The organism is Falsiroseomonas oleicola, from assembly GCF_019029495.1.
Taxonomy (GTDB): Bacteria; Pseudomonadota; Alphaproteobacteria; order Acetobacterales; family Acetobacteraceae; genus Falsiroseomonas; species Falsiroseomonas oleicola.
The window spans coordinates 129,262-143,201 of record NZ_JAERQM010000001.1 but is presented as its reverse complement, the minus strand read 5'-3'; the positions used below and the strand labels follow the sequence as shown (position 1 = coordinate 143,201).

The following is a 13,940-nucleotide window of genomic DNA, read 5'->3' as shown; positions in this document are numbered from 1 at the left end:
GAGATGTCCCGCAGGCGGCGCGCGGGGGCTCGCCCCGCGCGCCCCAAAAATTCAGGCGCGCGCGGCAGTCACCGCGGCTTCGGTGCGGCGCACCAGGTCGGCGCCCACGGTCTGGGCATATTTGTCGTAGACCGGGCGGGTGGCGCGGGCGAAGGCCTGCTTTTCCGCATCCGACAGGATGGTGACCGTCACGTTGCGCCGCGCCAGTTCATCGAGCGAGCTGCGGTCGCCGCCGGCGCCCAGCCCCTTGCGGCTGGCCGTGATCTGCTCCTGCGCCGCTTCCTGCGCGCAGGCGCGGACCAGCGCCTGGTCCTCGGCGGAGAAGCTGTTCAGCACCTGCTTGGTCAGCAGGAAGATCCCGGCATCGGCGACGTAGTTCCAGATGGTCAGGTGGCGCTGCGCCAGCGTGTCCATGCGGAAGCCGAGGAACAGGTTCACCGGATTCTCCTGCCCGTCCACCGCGCCGGTGGACAGCGCCGGCTGGAGGTCGGCGAAGGACATCTGCACCGGATTGGCGCCGAGGGCGGTGAAGATCTCGGAGAAGATGGCGCCGGCCGCGAAGCGGATTTTCATGCCGCGCAGGTCTTCCGGCGTGCGGATGGCGCGACGGCTGTTGGAAATCTCGCGGAAGCCGTTCTCGCCCCAGGCCACCGGCTGCACGTCGCGCGATTCCAGGGTGCGGAACAGCTCCGCCCCGATCGGCCCCTTGATGATGGCGTCGAAGCCGCGGCTGTCCTGCAGCAGGAAGGGCAGGGAGAACAGGTTCATCTCGCGGATCTGGGGCGAGATGTTGATGGTGGAGAAGACCGCGAAGTCGATCACCCCCTGGCGCATCGCCACCAGTTCGCGAGTCTGGTCGCCGCCGACCAACTGGCTGCCCGGATAGACCTTCACATTGATCCGCCCGCCCGAGCGTTCGGTGACCAGCTCCGCCCAGCGGAAGGCGCCATCGGCCAGCGGGATGGTGCGGTTGCCGACGACCGAGAGCTTGTATTCGGATTTGTAGCGCCCCTGCGCCCGGGCGACATGCGGTGCCGCGAGCGCGCCGGCAGCGGCGGCCAGCGCGATGCGCCGGGTGATCAGATTGGTCATGCGAACCCCTCCCATTCCGCCGCGCCTTGGACGGCCGGCCTCTTTTTCCGGGCGCAGAATGGGGGCTGGCGCGGCCTTTCCGCAAGGGGCGGCCTACAGCGAGGCCTCAGCCAAAATCCCGCTGCGCCTCGAGCCAGGCGGCGGCGGTGGCGAAGGGCTCCGGCTCCAGCCCGGATTCGCCCGGGGCCCGGCGCAGTTCGGCGTAAAGGCGCTTCACCTGTGCTGGCACCTCCGCATCCCGCAGCAGCATGTCCGTCGTCGCCTCATGGTGGCGCAGCGCGGGGGTGAGGAAGGCGTCGGTGGCGGGCGTCGCCTCCGGCCGCACCGGCGCGCCGAGTCGGGCCAGGTAGCCGCGCCAGTCGCGCAGCAGGTCGTCGTAATGCGCCACGGCGCGGGGCAAGGCGCGGCTGTCGCGCTCCGCCGCCAGCACATGCGACAGCCATAGCAGCAGGGCGCGCCGCTTCGGCATCGCCTCCCGCCGTTCGAGGGAGCGGGCGACCTCCAGCGGGTTGCGCACCGGGATCAGGGCCAGGGGTGCGGTGCCGAAGCGCACCAGGGCGGGCAGCCAGATGCCGAGCAGGCGGCAGATGCGCGGGTCCTTCAGCACGAAGGGCGCCTCGCCGGGGAATTCGGCGCCGAGCAGCTCCGCGGCCTCGGTGATGAAGCCTTCCAGGCGCTCGGGCGGCAGCAGGCCGCGCGGCAGCGGGCGCGGGTCGCCATAGCTGCTGCCCATGGCGGCCAGGATGCGGTCGTTCAGCGCGGCCACTTCGGCCGATTCCCAGAAGCCGCGCGGATTGTCCGACCTTGCCCCCACCAGCCGCGCCGGCAGGGCCAACCCGTGCAGCGACAGGACGCGGGTGAGGGCGGAGGTGCCGGAACGGTGCATACCCAGCACCAGCACGGCGGGTCGGGGCTGGGGATCGGCGTCCTGCATCGGACTGGCATCCTCGCATGCTTCCCACCAACCCCGCAAAGCGGCGGATCGCGTTCGGCCGGCTTGACGGATGCGCCCCGCATCTGCGCCATGCGCGCCCGCCATGTCACCGGAGCCCGCATTCATGACCGCATCCGCCGCCAACCCGCCGCTGAACGTCCTGGTCCTGGGCGGGGACGGCATCGGGCCGGAGGTGACCGCCCAGGCCTTGCGGGTGCTGCGCCACATGCAGGCGAAGCACGACCTGGCGATGCGGATCGAGGAACTGCCCTATGGCAACGCCACCTGGCGGGCCACGGGCCATCTGATGCCGCCCGAGACCCATGCCGCGGTGGACCGCGCCGATGCCGTGCTGTTCGGCGCGGTGGACAGCCTGGACCGCACCGGCATGCCGGCCGAGGAACGCGCCCGGGGCAGCCTGCTGTCGTTGCGCAAGCGGCTGGGCCTCTTCGCCAATCTGCGTCCGGTGCGGACCGAGCGGGCGCTGGACGAGGTCTCCCCGTTCAAGCCGCGCACCCTGGCGGGAGTGGATCTGTGCTTCGTGCGGGAACTGTCGGGTGGCGTCTATTACGGGCAGCCGCGCGGTATCGAACGCGATGCCGATGGCCGGCGGCGCGGCGTCAACACGCACATCTATGACGAGGACCAGATCATCCGCGCCGCCCGCTTCGCCTTCGCCTTGGCGCGCGGCCGGCGCGGCGTGCTGACCAGCGTCGACAAGGCCAATGTGATGGAGGCTGGCGCGCTGTGGCGGCAGGTGGTGACGGCGCTGCACCAGGACGAATTCCGCGACGTGCGGCTGGACCACATGCTGGCCGATACCTGTGCACTGATGCTGAACCGCGACCCGAAGCGCTTCGACGTGATCCTGACCGACAACCTGTTCGGCGACCTGCTGTCCGATGCCGCCGCCGGGCTGGCCGGCAGCCTCGGCCTGCTGCCCAGCGCCAGCCTGTCCGCCCCGCGCCCGGATGGGCGACGGCGGGCGCTGTATGAGCCGGTGCATGGCTCGGCGCCGGATATCGCGGGGAAGGGCATCGCCAATCCGCTCGCCGCCATCCTTTCCGCAGCCCAGCTCCTGCGCTGGTCGGCGGGGTCCGAGGCGGCGGCGGCGGAGTTGGAGCGGGCGGTGACCGCCGCGCTGGAGGACGGCGCCCGCACCGCCGACATCGCCTTGCCCGGCGAGGCGGTGCTGGGCACGGCGGCGATGGGCGATGCGGTGCTGGCGCGGCTCTAGTTCAGCCCGGCGGGGCCAGCCCCGCCGCCTCGTCATGCCCGCCCTGGCCGGTCAGCGCTGCCCAGGCCCGGAAGCGCGGGCTGGCGGGCAGAGTGCCGTCGGCGATCAGGCCGCGCCAATGGCCACAGGCCTCGACGAAGCGCGGCACGCTGCCGGGGAACATCGCCAAGCTGATCGCCTCCGCCATCGCCTCCTCCTCCACCGCATCGTCGTAGGCCGCCCGCAGGTGCCAGCCGAAGGGCCGCCAGCGGGCACGACAGACCTGCACGGCGAGGCCCGCCAGATGCACCAGCCGGATCGGGGCGGCCGGCGCCACGATGCGCAGCGTCGCCAGGTAGCTCGCCTGCGGGTCGAAGGGGACAAGCTGGCGGCCCCAGTCGCGCGCGGCGAAGTCGAAGGCCTCCGCGCCGATGGCGAAGGCGGCCGAAGCAAAGGCGGCCCCGATCATGGCGTCGGTGCCGCCGGCGGCGCGGAACTTGGCGATGTGATGCGTCGCCAGTGCCTCGTCGGTGGCGGCGAGCACCGCCATCCAGACGAATTCCCGGTCGTGGTGGCTCAGCACCCGATCGTCAAGCGCGAGCGCGGTGTAGGCCGCGTCGTAGCCGGCGAGCAATTTGGGAAAAGCCAGCGCCATCAGCCCGTGATGCGGCAGCAGGTAGCCGCGCTTGGCCTTCACCTCGGCCAGGCGGGCTTCCAGCTCCGCCGTCGTCTCCGCGCCGCTCATTCGACGCGGATATTCGCGCTGCGGGCGATGTCAGCCCAGCGGGTGACCTCGCTCGCGACCATCTCGCTGTACTCGGCCGGGCTCATCCGGTTCGGCGGTGCGCCGAGCTGGGCCAGGCGGTCGATCATGGCGGGGGTGTTCAGCCCGGCGACCACGGCGCGGTTGATCTCGGCGGCGGCCTCGGCCGGCATGCCGGCATGGCCGGACAGGCCGAACCAGTTGGTGGCGACCAGCGACGGGAATCCGGCCTCCACCACCGTCGGCACATTCGGCCAGCGGGCGGCGCGATCAGGCAAAGTGATGGCCAGCAGGCGCAGGCGGTCATTGTTGCCGATATCCGGCACGGCGGCGATCAGCCCCTCCACCTGCCCGCCGATGACATCGGTGGTGGCCGGCGCGCTGCCGCGATAGGGCACATGGGTGATGTCCACCCCGGCGGCACGGTTCAGCAGTTCCAGCTTCACATGGCTGGAGGTGCCGATGCCGGTGGAGCCGAAGCGCACCCCGCCCGCCTGCGCCTTCGCCCGCGCGACCAGGTCCGCCATGGTGCGGATCGGCCCGTCGGCGGCGACAGCGATGGCGGAGGGCACCGCCGCGACCAGCGCGATATGGCGGAAATCCGTCACCGGATTGTAGGGCACCGTGCGGTTCACCGCCGGGCCGATGGCCTGGGACGCGATATTGGACAGCAGGATGGTGCTGCCATCCGCCGGGCCGCGCGCCACGGAATCGGAGCCGATGGCCCCGCCGGCGCCGGCCCGGTTCTCCACGACCACCGGGCTGCCCAGCGCGGCCTCGATCTCCCGCGCCGCGAGGCGGCCCAGAAGGTCGGCGGTGCCGCCGGCGGGGAAGGGGACCACAAGCCGCAGCGGACGGCGCGCGGTCTGCGCCAGGGCCGGCGTGGCGAGAAGGGGAAGGGCGGCGGCGGCGAGAAGGGTGCGGCGACGCATGGCGGAAGCTCCGTAACTTGTATCCCACAGCATAGCCTTCGGCGGGCGATCGACCAGAGGGCTTTGGGTGGCAGGATGAAGATGACGCGTATGGGGGTGGATGTGGAAGGACACTCTCTTTTTGAGTTGCGCAGGGAAAAATTACGGGTCTATCTTCGCGTTCGAACAGGAAATCCCACGCCGATGACCTTCGTCCGCAGCCTGCCGCCCCGTGACACCATGCTCGCCGGCATCGACGCGGCCGCCCGGCTTCCGGAGCATGATCGGCCGGGTGCCGTGGCCGCCGCGATCCAGGCCTTCGCCGCCGATCCCGCGCTGCTGGAGGGTCTGGACTGCCCCTGTTGCCCGGATCGCTATGTGCGCCACCTGCTGCACAGCGACCCCGCCGGCGGCTATGCCGTGGTGGCGCTGGTCTGGCGGCCCGGCCAGATGTCCCCGGTGCATGCCCATCGCACGTGGTGCGCCTTCGCCGTGCATCACGGCGCGCTGACCGAGACCTATTATTCCCAGGACGAGGGCGACCTGCCGGTGCCGGCCGCGACGAAGCTGCTGATGCGCGGGGAGGGCAGCCATGGCCCGGCCGATCCGGCGCTGATCCATCGCCTGGCCAACCTGTCCTGCCGCACCGCCATTTCCATCCATTGCTACGGTGTCGCCTTCGACCGCTTCGGCCAGGACGTGAACGAGATCCACGCGGCCTGAGGCGCGCCCCCTGGGAAGGGGCGACGGGGCGGCGTAGGGTCCGCCGCGTGCATCACATGATCCTGCCGGCGTGACCGGGCCCGGCCGCAATGTCCTCATCGGTCTCATCTTCGGCGTCGCCGCGGCGCTGACCTGGGGCGGCCAGGCGGTGGTGGCGCGCAGCGGCGCCGTGGCCGGCTATTCGCCGCTCGACCTCGCCGTGCTGCGCTACAGCTTCGCCGCTCTGGTGCTGCTGCCCTTTGCCTGGCGGGCGCGGCGGGTGTTGGCGGAGATCGGGCTGCCGAAGCTGATGGGGCTGGTGGCCACGGGCGGCGCGGCCAATGCGCTGCTGTTCGGCTGGGGCCTGGTGCATGCGCCGGCCAGCCATGGCGGCACCGTCGCCCCCATCACCGCCGCCGTCATGGGCGCGGTGCTGGCCGTGCCGCTGCTGGGCGAACGCCCGACGCGCGGCCGGGCCATCGCCCTTGGCTTCATCGCCTGTGGCGTCCTGCTGATCGGCTATGACGGCATCGGCGGCAGCCATCCCGGTGCCTGGCGCGGCGATATCATCCTGATGGGCGCCGGCACGGTCTGGGGCGCCTTCACAGTGCTGCTGCGGCGCTGGCGGATTCCGGCGCTCGCCGGCAATGCCGCCATGTGCATCCTATCGGCCCTGGTGCTGCTGCCGCCCTGGCTGTTGCTGGGCGGTGGCGCGGTGCCGCATATGCCCTGGGAATCCAGCCTGTTGCAGGGCTTCGCCCAGGGGGTGCTGTCCTCTGCCATCGCCACCACGCTCTATGCCCGGGCGGGGGAGTTGATGGGCGCGACGCGCACCGCCTGCCTGACCACCATGGTGCCGGTGGCGGCCGTGCTGATGTCCGTGCTGATCCTGGATGAGCCCTTGGGCGTCGCCAAGCTGGCCGGCGTGGTGCTGGCGGTTTCCGCCATGCTGGTCGCCGTCCTGTTCACCGGCCGCCGGGTGCAGGCTTAGCCGGGACCGTCAGCCGGGCACCCCATCCTCCCGCGCCCAGCGCGGCATGCCGCAACCGGCCAGGGCGGCCATGCGGTCGCGGGCCAGCAGCTTTTCCCGGGAAAGTCGCCGGATCAGGGCCTCATCCGGCGCCGTGCGGGCGCGCTCTGCGGCGATCAGCCGTTCCAGGTCGGACAAACGTTCCACCAGACGTAGCTTCAGCACACCACCTGACGCGCTGATCCGACCATCCATGACGCCCTCAGCCTCCGCTTCCGTCGCTGCGCGGGGGCGCGGCGGTTTGTGGGAGGCCCGACATCGCGGTGCGCCGGGGGAGACGCCTCGCCAGAGGGACCCGGGCCTCTGGGACGAATCTTGGCCCTGCTCTGAGACATTTTCAAGACGAATCGGCGACAGCGCGCGCCACTCGGCGTCGGTGTTATCGGCCCACGCGCAATGCCGCCTCGACCAGGGGCTTCAGCATCAGCCCAGGCACTGGCGCGAAATCCGGCGCGGGATCGCCCAGGAAGCGGGCCGCATGCAGCCGCACCCAGCCATTGCTGGCCAGCGGCCCGGGCTGCGCCGGCCAGGGACCGGCATGGCAGAAATCGCCGATCCGGTCGGCCAGGGGGGTGGCGGCATGCTGGTTCAACCGGGGGGCCATGGCGGCCAAAGCCGCCGCATCGGCCTCGGCGCGGAAGACGGGCCCATCGAAGCGCAGGAAGGCATCGAAATCCAGCCGCCGCACCGGCCCGGCGGGCAGGCCCGTGCCGAAGCCGGTGTGGCCGAGCAGGCCGGCCTGGCTGCCGGTGGCGGCGGCCAGCGCGGCGCAGGCCCGGCCGGCCGCGACGGCCAGGGACAGCGGCCGGTCCAGGTCGAACAGCACCTCCGCATCCTCGGCCGAGGCATGGGCGGCCATCACCTGGGCGACCAGCGCCGCGTGGTCCGCATCCTCCGCCTGGCCCGGCTCCACCGCCAGCTCCCGCAATTCCAGCCGGGGGATGGGCTGGCCGAGATGCAGCCCGACCAGGGTGAGGAAGCGATTCCAGGACCCGGTATGCACATAGCGCGTCGCCCCTGCCGCATGGGTGAAGCGCAGATGCTCATGCCCGCCGACCAGCAAGGTCCCGCCCGGCAGCATAGGCAGGATGGCGCGATCGGCGGCGACGCCCGCATGGCTCAGCAGCACGCGCACCTCATCCGCCGCGAACAGCGCCGGCAGCCGCTCCCGCGCCCAGGCGACGGGTTCGGGCATGTCGATCAGCGCGCGCGCCTCCGGTCGGTAGGTGGCGGCCTCATCTGTCGCCATGCCGATGACCCGCAGGCCGCGGCGGCCGGGCAGATCGAAATGCGTGGAAACCTCGGCGAAGGGCAGGCCGCTGCGGCGGTCCCGCAGATTGGAGACGACACGCAGGTCCAGCGCGACGGCGCGTTCCACCACCTCCGCCAGGTCGACGATCAGCGCGGTCTCGTGATTGCCGATGTTCAGCACCACCGGCGCGCGTCGGCGCAGGGCAGCGAGGAAGCTCCAATCCGCCACCGCGGCGCTGCGGCGCGCCACGGCATTGCCGCGCTCGAACACATCGCCATTGATGAGGATGAAGGCCGGCACGCCGCGATGCGCGGCCAGCGCCGCGTCCACCACGGCCAGCAGGGCCGGCGAACGCTCCATGGCCGAATGCAGGTCGCCCATCACCAGCAGCAGCGCATCCGCGCCGGTGACCGGCGCATCCGCCCGTGCCGCGCGCGCGCCGGAAAACCCGCCGGGCAGGGCGAGCAAAGCGCGGCGCGGCAGTTTCGGCATCAGGCCTCCGACATGCGCAGCGACTGGTTCTCCACCATCACCCGCACCCCCTTCACGCCAGGGATGGTTTCCGCCAGCACTGGCAGGGCCCGCAGCACCGCGTCATTGCGGCAATAGCCGTGGAAGATCACCACGCCATTCTCCACCTCCGGGAAGATCGCGAAGGCGTCGATCCAGGGCTGGTCCTTCATGCGGCCCACCAATTCCCGGCGGATGCGTTCATCCGGCGCATCGGCCGAGAGATGCTCGGCCGGCTGCAGCAGCGCGCGGATGAGATCGGCGCGGGAGACGATGCCCACCAGGCGGCCATCGCGCAGCACCGGAATGCGGCGGATGTTCCGCTCCTCCATCGCATGGGCCAGCTTGTCGATCGGCGTCTCCTCCTCCGCCGTCACCGCGCCGCGCGTCATCACATCGCCCGCGGTCTGGCCATGCGTGCGGGCGAAATGGTCCGCCTGGCGCGCGGCGGGGCTGAACAGGCCGGCGACCCAGGATTTCGGCGCATCCGCGGGTGCGGCAATGCGGCGCAGCAGGTCGCCTTCCGTGATCATCCCCAGCAACGCCCCCTGCGCATCCACCACCGGCGCGCCGGAAATGCCGCGCTCCGCCAGGGTGCGCGCGACCACGGCGATGGGCGTGGCGGGTTGGAAGGTCATCGGGTCCGGGGTCATCAGATCAGCGGCGCGCATGTTTCATTCCTCCTCAGCTTGAAGAAAGAAATGGCGCAGCGAGCCCGAAAAGTGAAGGGGGGTTCATCTATTGGATATATTGATCCAACTGCTCGTGACATGGGCGCAGGGCTCCGTCGCCCCTTCGGCGCGCAGCAGGACTTCCCCATAGGACAAGGTTCGACCACGGCGGATGATGTGCGCTTCCGCGCAGACCGCGCCGGCGGCCGGGGCGCGCAGGAAGGTGATGGTGAGGTTGGTGGTCAGGCTTTCGTCGCGCCCATCCGTCACGCTCAGCAGCGCGGCCCACATCGCCATGTCGGCCAGCCCCATCAGCGCGGGACCCGAGACCGTGCCGCCGGGCCGCAGCAGCCCTTCCTGCGCTGGAAGGCGCAGCAGAGCGTTGCCCGCGCTGCAGGACAGCACCTCCACTGCCCAGGTGGCGGCCAGTGGCAGACCCTCCCGCACCCTCGCCTGCATCGCCTCGGGCGTCATGCCCCGCCCACCACGCGGCCGAGGCAGGGGTTGCGGCCGATCCAGTAGCAGAGCTCCGCGGGGCGGGAGATGCCATACAGCGCCAGATCGCAGCGCAGCCCCGGCGTCAACGTGCCGCGATCGGCGAGGCCAAGGGCGGCCGCGGCGTTCCGCGTGACGCCGGCCAGGGCTTCGGCCACCGTCAGCCGGAACAGGGTGCAGCCCATGTTCAGCATCAGCAGCAGGGACGGTGCGGGGCAGGAGCCGGGGTTGAGGTCCGTCGCCAAGGCAATGCGCAGTCCGGCGGCGCGCATCGTGGCGATGTCGGGGAAGTGGGTTTCGCGGATGAAGTAGAAGGCGCCCGGCAGCAGCACGCCGACGGTCCCCGCCTGCGCCATGGCCGCGATGCCATCTGGGCTGGCATATTCGATGTGATCGGCGGACAGCGCGCCGTAGCCCGCCGCCAGCGCGCAGCCGCCATCATCGCGGAGCTGATCCGCATGCAGTTTTACCGGCAGCCCGGCGCGTTGTGCGGCATCGAACACCCATGCCGTCTGCTCGGCCGTGAAACCGATGGCACTGTCCGTAAAAGCGTCCACCGCATCGGCCAAGCCCTCGGCTGCGATGGCCGGCAAGATGTCCTCCGCCACATGGCGCGCGAATTCGGCGGTGCGACCCGCAAATTCCGGCGGCGTCGCATGGGCGGCGAGCAGGCTGGTCTGCAGGGAGAGTTGGCGCAGCCCCGGCAGGCGCCGCGCGGCGCGCAGCATCCGCGCCTCGGTCGGCAGGTCGAGGCCATAGCCCGATTTGACCTCGATCGTGGTGACGCCTTCGGCCAGCAACTGGTCGAGGCGGGGCAGGGCGGCCTGCACCAGCGCATCCTCGGTCGCGTCGCGCGTGGCGCGGACCGTGGAGAGGATTCCGCCGCCGGCCTTGGCGATGGCTTCGTAGCTCGCGCCCTCCAGCCGCATCTCGAATTCGCGGGCGCGGTCGCCAGCGAAGATGAGGTGGGTGTGGCAATCGATCAGCCCGGGCAGGATCCAGGCGCCGTCGCAACGTGTCGTGATCTCCGCGCCGCCGGGGAGGTCGGCGCGAGGACCAACCCAGGCGATGCGCCCATCCTTGGCGGCGATCGCACCATCCTCGATCACCCCGAGCGGGTCGCCTTCCCGGGAAACCATGGTGCAGAGATGGGCGTCGAGCCAGACGCGGTCGAAGATCATGCGGGCAACTCCACCAGCCTGGCGAAGGCGCCACTTTGGACCAGCAGCCGCACCGCTTCCATGTCGGGGGCCATGAAACGATCGGCATCCCAGGGCGCCGCGACGCCGCGCACCAGGGCTTGTGCGGCGGCGAGCGGCGCGGAGGTCGTGAGTGGCCGATGGAACTCCAGCCCCTGCGCGGCACACAGCAGTTCGATGGAGAGGATGGAGGACAGGTTCTCCGCCATCTCTCCGAGCCGCAGCGCCGCGCCGGTGGCCATGCTGACATGATCCTCCTGGTTCGCGCTGGTGGGCAGGCTGTCGACGCTGCGGGGCGTGGCGAGCGCGCGGTTCTCCGCGACCAGCGCGGCGGCGGTGACCTGGGCGATCATGAAGCCGGAATGCAGACCGCCTTCGGACACCAGGAAGGCCGGCAGGCCCGACAGCACCGGGTCCACGAGAAGGGCGATGCGGCGCTCACTGATGGCGCCGAGTTCGGCCAGGGCCAGCGCGATGCTATCGGCGGCGAAGGCCACCGGCTCCGCATGGAAATTGCCGCCCGACAGGATGTCGCCATCGGCCATGACCAGCGGATTGTCGGTGACGGCATTGGCCTCCCGCGCGAGCACCGCCGCCGCGTGATCCAGCAGGTCGAGGCAGGCGCCGGCGACCTGGGGCTGGCAGCGCAGCGAATAGGGGTCCTGCACGCGGGTATCACCCTCCCGGTGACTGTCGCGGATTTCGCTGCCGGCCATCAATCCGCGCAGCGCCGCGGCGCAGCGGATCTGGCCCGGCTGGCCGCGCAGCGCGTGGATGCGCGCATCGAAGGGTGTGTCGGAGCCGCGTGCCGCATCGACGCTGAGCGCGCCCGCCACCAGCGATGTGTGCAGCAGGCTTTGGGCGGCGAAAAGGTTTGCAAGCGCGATGGCCGTGGAAACCTGCGTGCCGTTCAGCAGCGCGAGCCCTTCCTTCGGCCCGAGGGTGAGGGGCGCAATGCCCGCCTCGGCACCCGGCCGGCGGAGGCCATTCACAAAAACCTCGCCCTCGCCGACCAGCACGAGCGAGAGATGCGCCAGCGGCGCCAGGTCGCCGGAAGCGCCGACCGAGCCTTTCGCGGGGATCACCGGCAGCGCATCGGTGGCGAGCAAGTTCAGCAGCGCCTCCACCACCTCGACCCGCACGCCGGAGGCACCGCGCGACAGGGACAGCGCCTTCAGCGCCAGCACCAGCCGCACCACCTGCGAGGGCAGGGGCGCCCCCGTGCCCGCGGCATGGCTGCGCAGCAGGTTTAGCTGAAGCTGCGCCAGCTTCGCCGGCGCGATGCGCGTTGAGGCCAGTTTGCCGAAACCCGTGTTCACACCGTAGATCGGGCCATCCTCGGCCAGTCGCGCGGCGAGCACCGCGGCGCCCTGTTCGGTGGCCTCGCGCCAGCCCTCGGGCAGGTTGAAGCGCGCGCCGTCCATCACGGCGCGCAGCGTGGCGAGGTCGATCATCGCAAAATCCCCGGCAGGTCGAGACCCTTTTCGCGGGCGCAATCCAGCGCGTCCTCATAGCCCGCATCGGCATGGCGCATCACGCCGGTCGCCGGGTCGTTCCACAGCACGCGCGCCAGGCGCCGCGCGGCCGCTTCCGTGCCGTCCGCCACGATCACCATGCCGGCGTGTTGGGAAAAACCCATGCCGACGCCGCCGCCGTGGTGCAGGGAGACCCAGGTGGCGCCGGAGGCGGTGTTCAGCAGCGCGTTGAGCAGAGGCCAGTCGGAGACGGCATCCGATCCATCCCGCATCGCCTCCGTCTCCCGGTTCGGGGAGGCCACGCTGCCGGAATCGAGGTGGTCGCGGCCGATGACGATGGGGCCGATCTCGCCGCGCGCCACCATCTCGTTGAAGGCGAGGCCGAGCCGGTCCCGCTGGCCGAGGCCCACCCAGCAGATACGCGCCGGCAGCCCCTGGAACGCGATTTTCTTCTGTGCCATGTCGAGCCAGTTGTGCAGGTGCCGATCCTCCGGGATCAGCTCCTTCACCTTCGCATCCGTGCGCCGGATGTCCTCGGGATCGCCCGAGAGCGCGGCCCAGCGGAAGGGTCCGACGCCGCGGCAGAACAGCGGGCGGATGTAGGCGGGGACGAAGCCGGGAAAGTCGAAGGCATTCGCAAGACCTTCCTCCTTCGCCATCTGCCGGATGTTGTTGCCGTAATCCATCACGATGGCGCCGCGCGCCTGGAAATCCAGCATCGCCTGCACATGCGCCACCATGGAGTGCTTCGCGGCTGCAGCCACCGCGGCCGGGTCGCTCTCCCGCATCGCCTGCCACTTTTCCAGGGACCAGCCGGCGGGCAGATAGCCATTGGCGGGGTCATGGGCGCTGGTCTGGTCCGTGACGATATCCGGCACCACACCGCGCCGCACCAATTCGGGAAACACCTCCGCCGCATTGCCCAGCAGGCCGACGCTGATGGCGCGGCGCTCTGCGCAGGCCTCGCGGATCATCGCGAGTGCCGTGTCGAGGTCATCTGCCTTGTGGTCGAGGTACCTGGTCTCCAGCCGCTTCTCGATGGAGGAGGGCTGGCATTCCACCGCCAGCACGCAGGCGCCCGCAAAAACGCCCGCCAGCGGCTGCGCCCCGCCCATGCCGCCGAGCCCGCCGGTCAGAATCCAGCGCCCCGCCAGGTCGCCGCCAAAATGCTGGCGGCCGGCTTCCGCGAAGGTTTCGTAGGTGCCCTGCACGATCCCCTGGCTGCCGATATAGATCCAGGACCCGGCCGTCATCTGGCCGTACATCATCAGCCCCTTGCGATCGAGTTCCGAAAAGTGCTCCCAGGTGGCCCAGCGCGGCACCAGGTTGGAATTGGCGATCAGCACACGCGGCGCGTCGCTATGCGTCCGGAACACGCCGACAGGCTTGCCGGATTGCACCAGCAAGGTCTGGTCCTCCTCCAGCCGCTTCAGCGTAGCGACGATGCGCTCATAGCTGTCCCAGTCCCGCGCGGCGCGGCCGATGCCGCCATAGACCACCAGCTCCCCGGGCTTTTCCGCCACCTCGTCATCCAGGTTGTTCATCAGCATCCGCATCGCCGCCTCGGTGGTCCAGTGGCGACAGCTCAGCTCCAGCCCGCGGGGGCTGCGGATGGCGGGGGCGTTGCGGCGGCGCGGATCGGTCATGCGGGTCTCTCCGGTGCTGTGTTCAGCATTGCGGCTTCGGCAGA

The 13,940-nt window shown here is 70.9% G+C and carries 14 protein-coding genes; 3 read left to right on the top strand and 11 right to left on the bottom strand.

The annotated features are described in order from the left end of the window. Nucleotides 1-51: 51 nt before the first annotated feature. Both dctP and JJQ90_RS00670 read right to left on the bottom strand, forming a co-directional pair. Nucleotides 52-1,092 carry a TRAP transporter substrate-binding protein DctP gene (gene dctP, locus JJQ90_RS00675; RefSeq protein WP_216872552.1) on the bottom strand — a complete coding sequence of 347 codons (1,041 nt, stop codon included), beginning with the start codon at nt 1,090-1,092 and terminating at the stop codon, nt 52-54. Nucleotides 1,093-1,198: 106 nt separating this feature from the next. Beyond that, nucleotides 1,199-2,026, bottom strand: a complete 828-nt coding sequence (locus JJQ90_RS00670) for a sulfotransferase family protein (RefSeq protein WP_216872551.1) — start codon at nt 2,024-2,026, stop codon at nt 1,199-1,201. A 124-nt stretch (nt 2,027-2,150) separates the two neighbouring features. Between JJQ90_RS00670 and leuB the strand changes: the two genes are divergently transcribed. Continuing rightward, complete coding sequence (gene leuB / locus JJQ90_RS00665; RefSeq protein ID WP_216872550.1) at nt 2,151-3,263, top strand: 3-isopropylmalate dehydrogenase; 1,113 nt, start codon at nt 2,151-2,153, stop codon at nt 3,261-3,263. 1 nt (nt 3,264) lies between these two features. Here the strand turns inward: leuB and JJQ90_RS00660 are convergent, their stop codons facing one another. Both JJQ90_RS00660 and JJQ90_RS00655 read right to left on the bottom strand, forming a co-directional pair. Continuing rightward, nucleotides 3,265-3,987, bottom strand: a complete 723-nt coding sequence (locus JJQ90_RS00660; protein WP_216872549.1) for a carboxymuconolactone decarboxylase family protein — start codon at nt 3,985-3,987, stop codon at nt 3,265-3,267. After that, entirely contained in the window at nt 3,984-4,937 is a 954-nt protein-coding gene (locus JJQ90_RS00655; protein WP_216872548.1) for a Bug family tripartite tricarboxylate transporter substrate binding protein, read from the bottom strand. The genes JJQ90_RS00660 and JJQ90_RS00655 overlap by 4 nt, the downstream gene beginning before the upstream one ends. Nucleotides 4,938-5,120: 183 nt before the next feature. On the opposite strand from JJQ90_RS00655, the gene JJQ90_RS00650 reads away from it, so the two are divergent. After that, entirely contained in the window at nt 5,121-5,639 is a 519-nt protein-coding gene (locus tag JJQ90_RS00650; protein ID WP_216872547.1) for a cysteine dioxygenase family protein, read from the top strand. A gap of 70 nt (nt 5,640-5,709) precedes the next feature. Continuing rightward, nucleotides 5,710-6,609, top strand: coding sequence for a DMT family transporter (locus JJQ90_RS27415; RefSeq protein ID WP_216872546.1), 900 nt, complete (start codon nt 5,710-5,712; stop codon nt 6,607-6,609). Nucleotides 6,610-6,618: 9 nt separating this feature from the next. Here JJQ90_RS27415 and JJQ90_RS00640 read toward each other — a convergent pair whose 3' ends face one another. The 7 genes from JJQ90_RS00640 to hutU form a co-directional block, all read right to left on the bottom strand. After that, a complete protein-coding gene (locus tag JJQ90_RS00640) occupies nt 6,619-6,843 on the bottom strand; it encodes a DUF465 domain-containing protein (protein ID WP_216872545.1) in 225 nt (74 codons plus the stop codon). 184 nt (nt 6,844-7,027) lie between these two features. Then, complete coding sequence (locus tag JJQ90_RS00635) at nt 7,028-8,392, bottom strand: metallophosphoesterase (protein ID WP_216872544.1); 1,365 nt, start codon at nt 8,390-8,392, stop codon at nt 7,028-7,030. Then, the gene (locus JJQ90_RS00630; protein WP_230410288.1) at nt 8,392-9,081 is read right to left on the bottom strand and encodes a CBS domain-containing protein; all 690 of its coding nucleotides are present in this window, start codon (nt 9,079-9,081) and stop codon (nt 8,392-8,394) included. Before JJQ90_RS00630 ends, JJQ90_RS00635 begins: the two co-directional genes overlap by 1 nt. Nucleotides 9,082-9,144: 63 nt before the next feature. Then, nucleotides 9,145-9,555 carry a PaaI family thioesterase gene (locus JJQ90_RS00625; RefSeq protein WP_216872543.1) on the bottom strand — a complete coding sequence of 137 codons (411 nt, stop codon included), beginning with the start codon at nt 9,553-9,555 and terminating at the stop codon, nt 9,145-9,147. Beyond that, entirely contained in the window at nt 9,552-10,757 is a 1,206-nt protein-coding gene (gene hutI / locus JJQ90_RS00620; RefSeq protein WP_216872542.1) for an imidazolonepropionase, read from the bottom strand. Before hutI ends, JJQ90_RS00625 begins: the two co-directional genes overlap by 4 nt. After that, nucleotides 10,754-12,229: a histidine ammonia-lyase gene (gene hutH, locus JJQ90_RS00615; RefSeq protein WP_216872541.1), complete on the bottom strand. Its 1,476-nt coding sequence runs from the start codon at nt 12,227-12,229 to the stop codon at nt 10,754-10,756. The genes hutI and hutH overlap by 4 nt, the downstream gene beginning before the upstream one ends. Further along, nucleotides 12,226-13,896: a urocanate hydratase gene (gene hutU / locus JJQ90_RS00610; RefSeq protein ID WP_216872540.1), complete on the bottom strand. Its 1,671-nt coding sequence runs from the start codon at nt 13,894-13,896 to the stop codon at nt 12,226-12,228. The genes hutH and hutU overlap by 4 nt, the downstream gene beginning before the upstream one ends. Between the last annotated feature and the right edge of the window lie 44 nt (nt 13,897-13,940).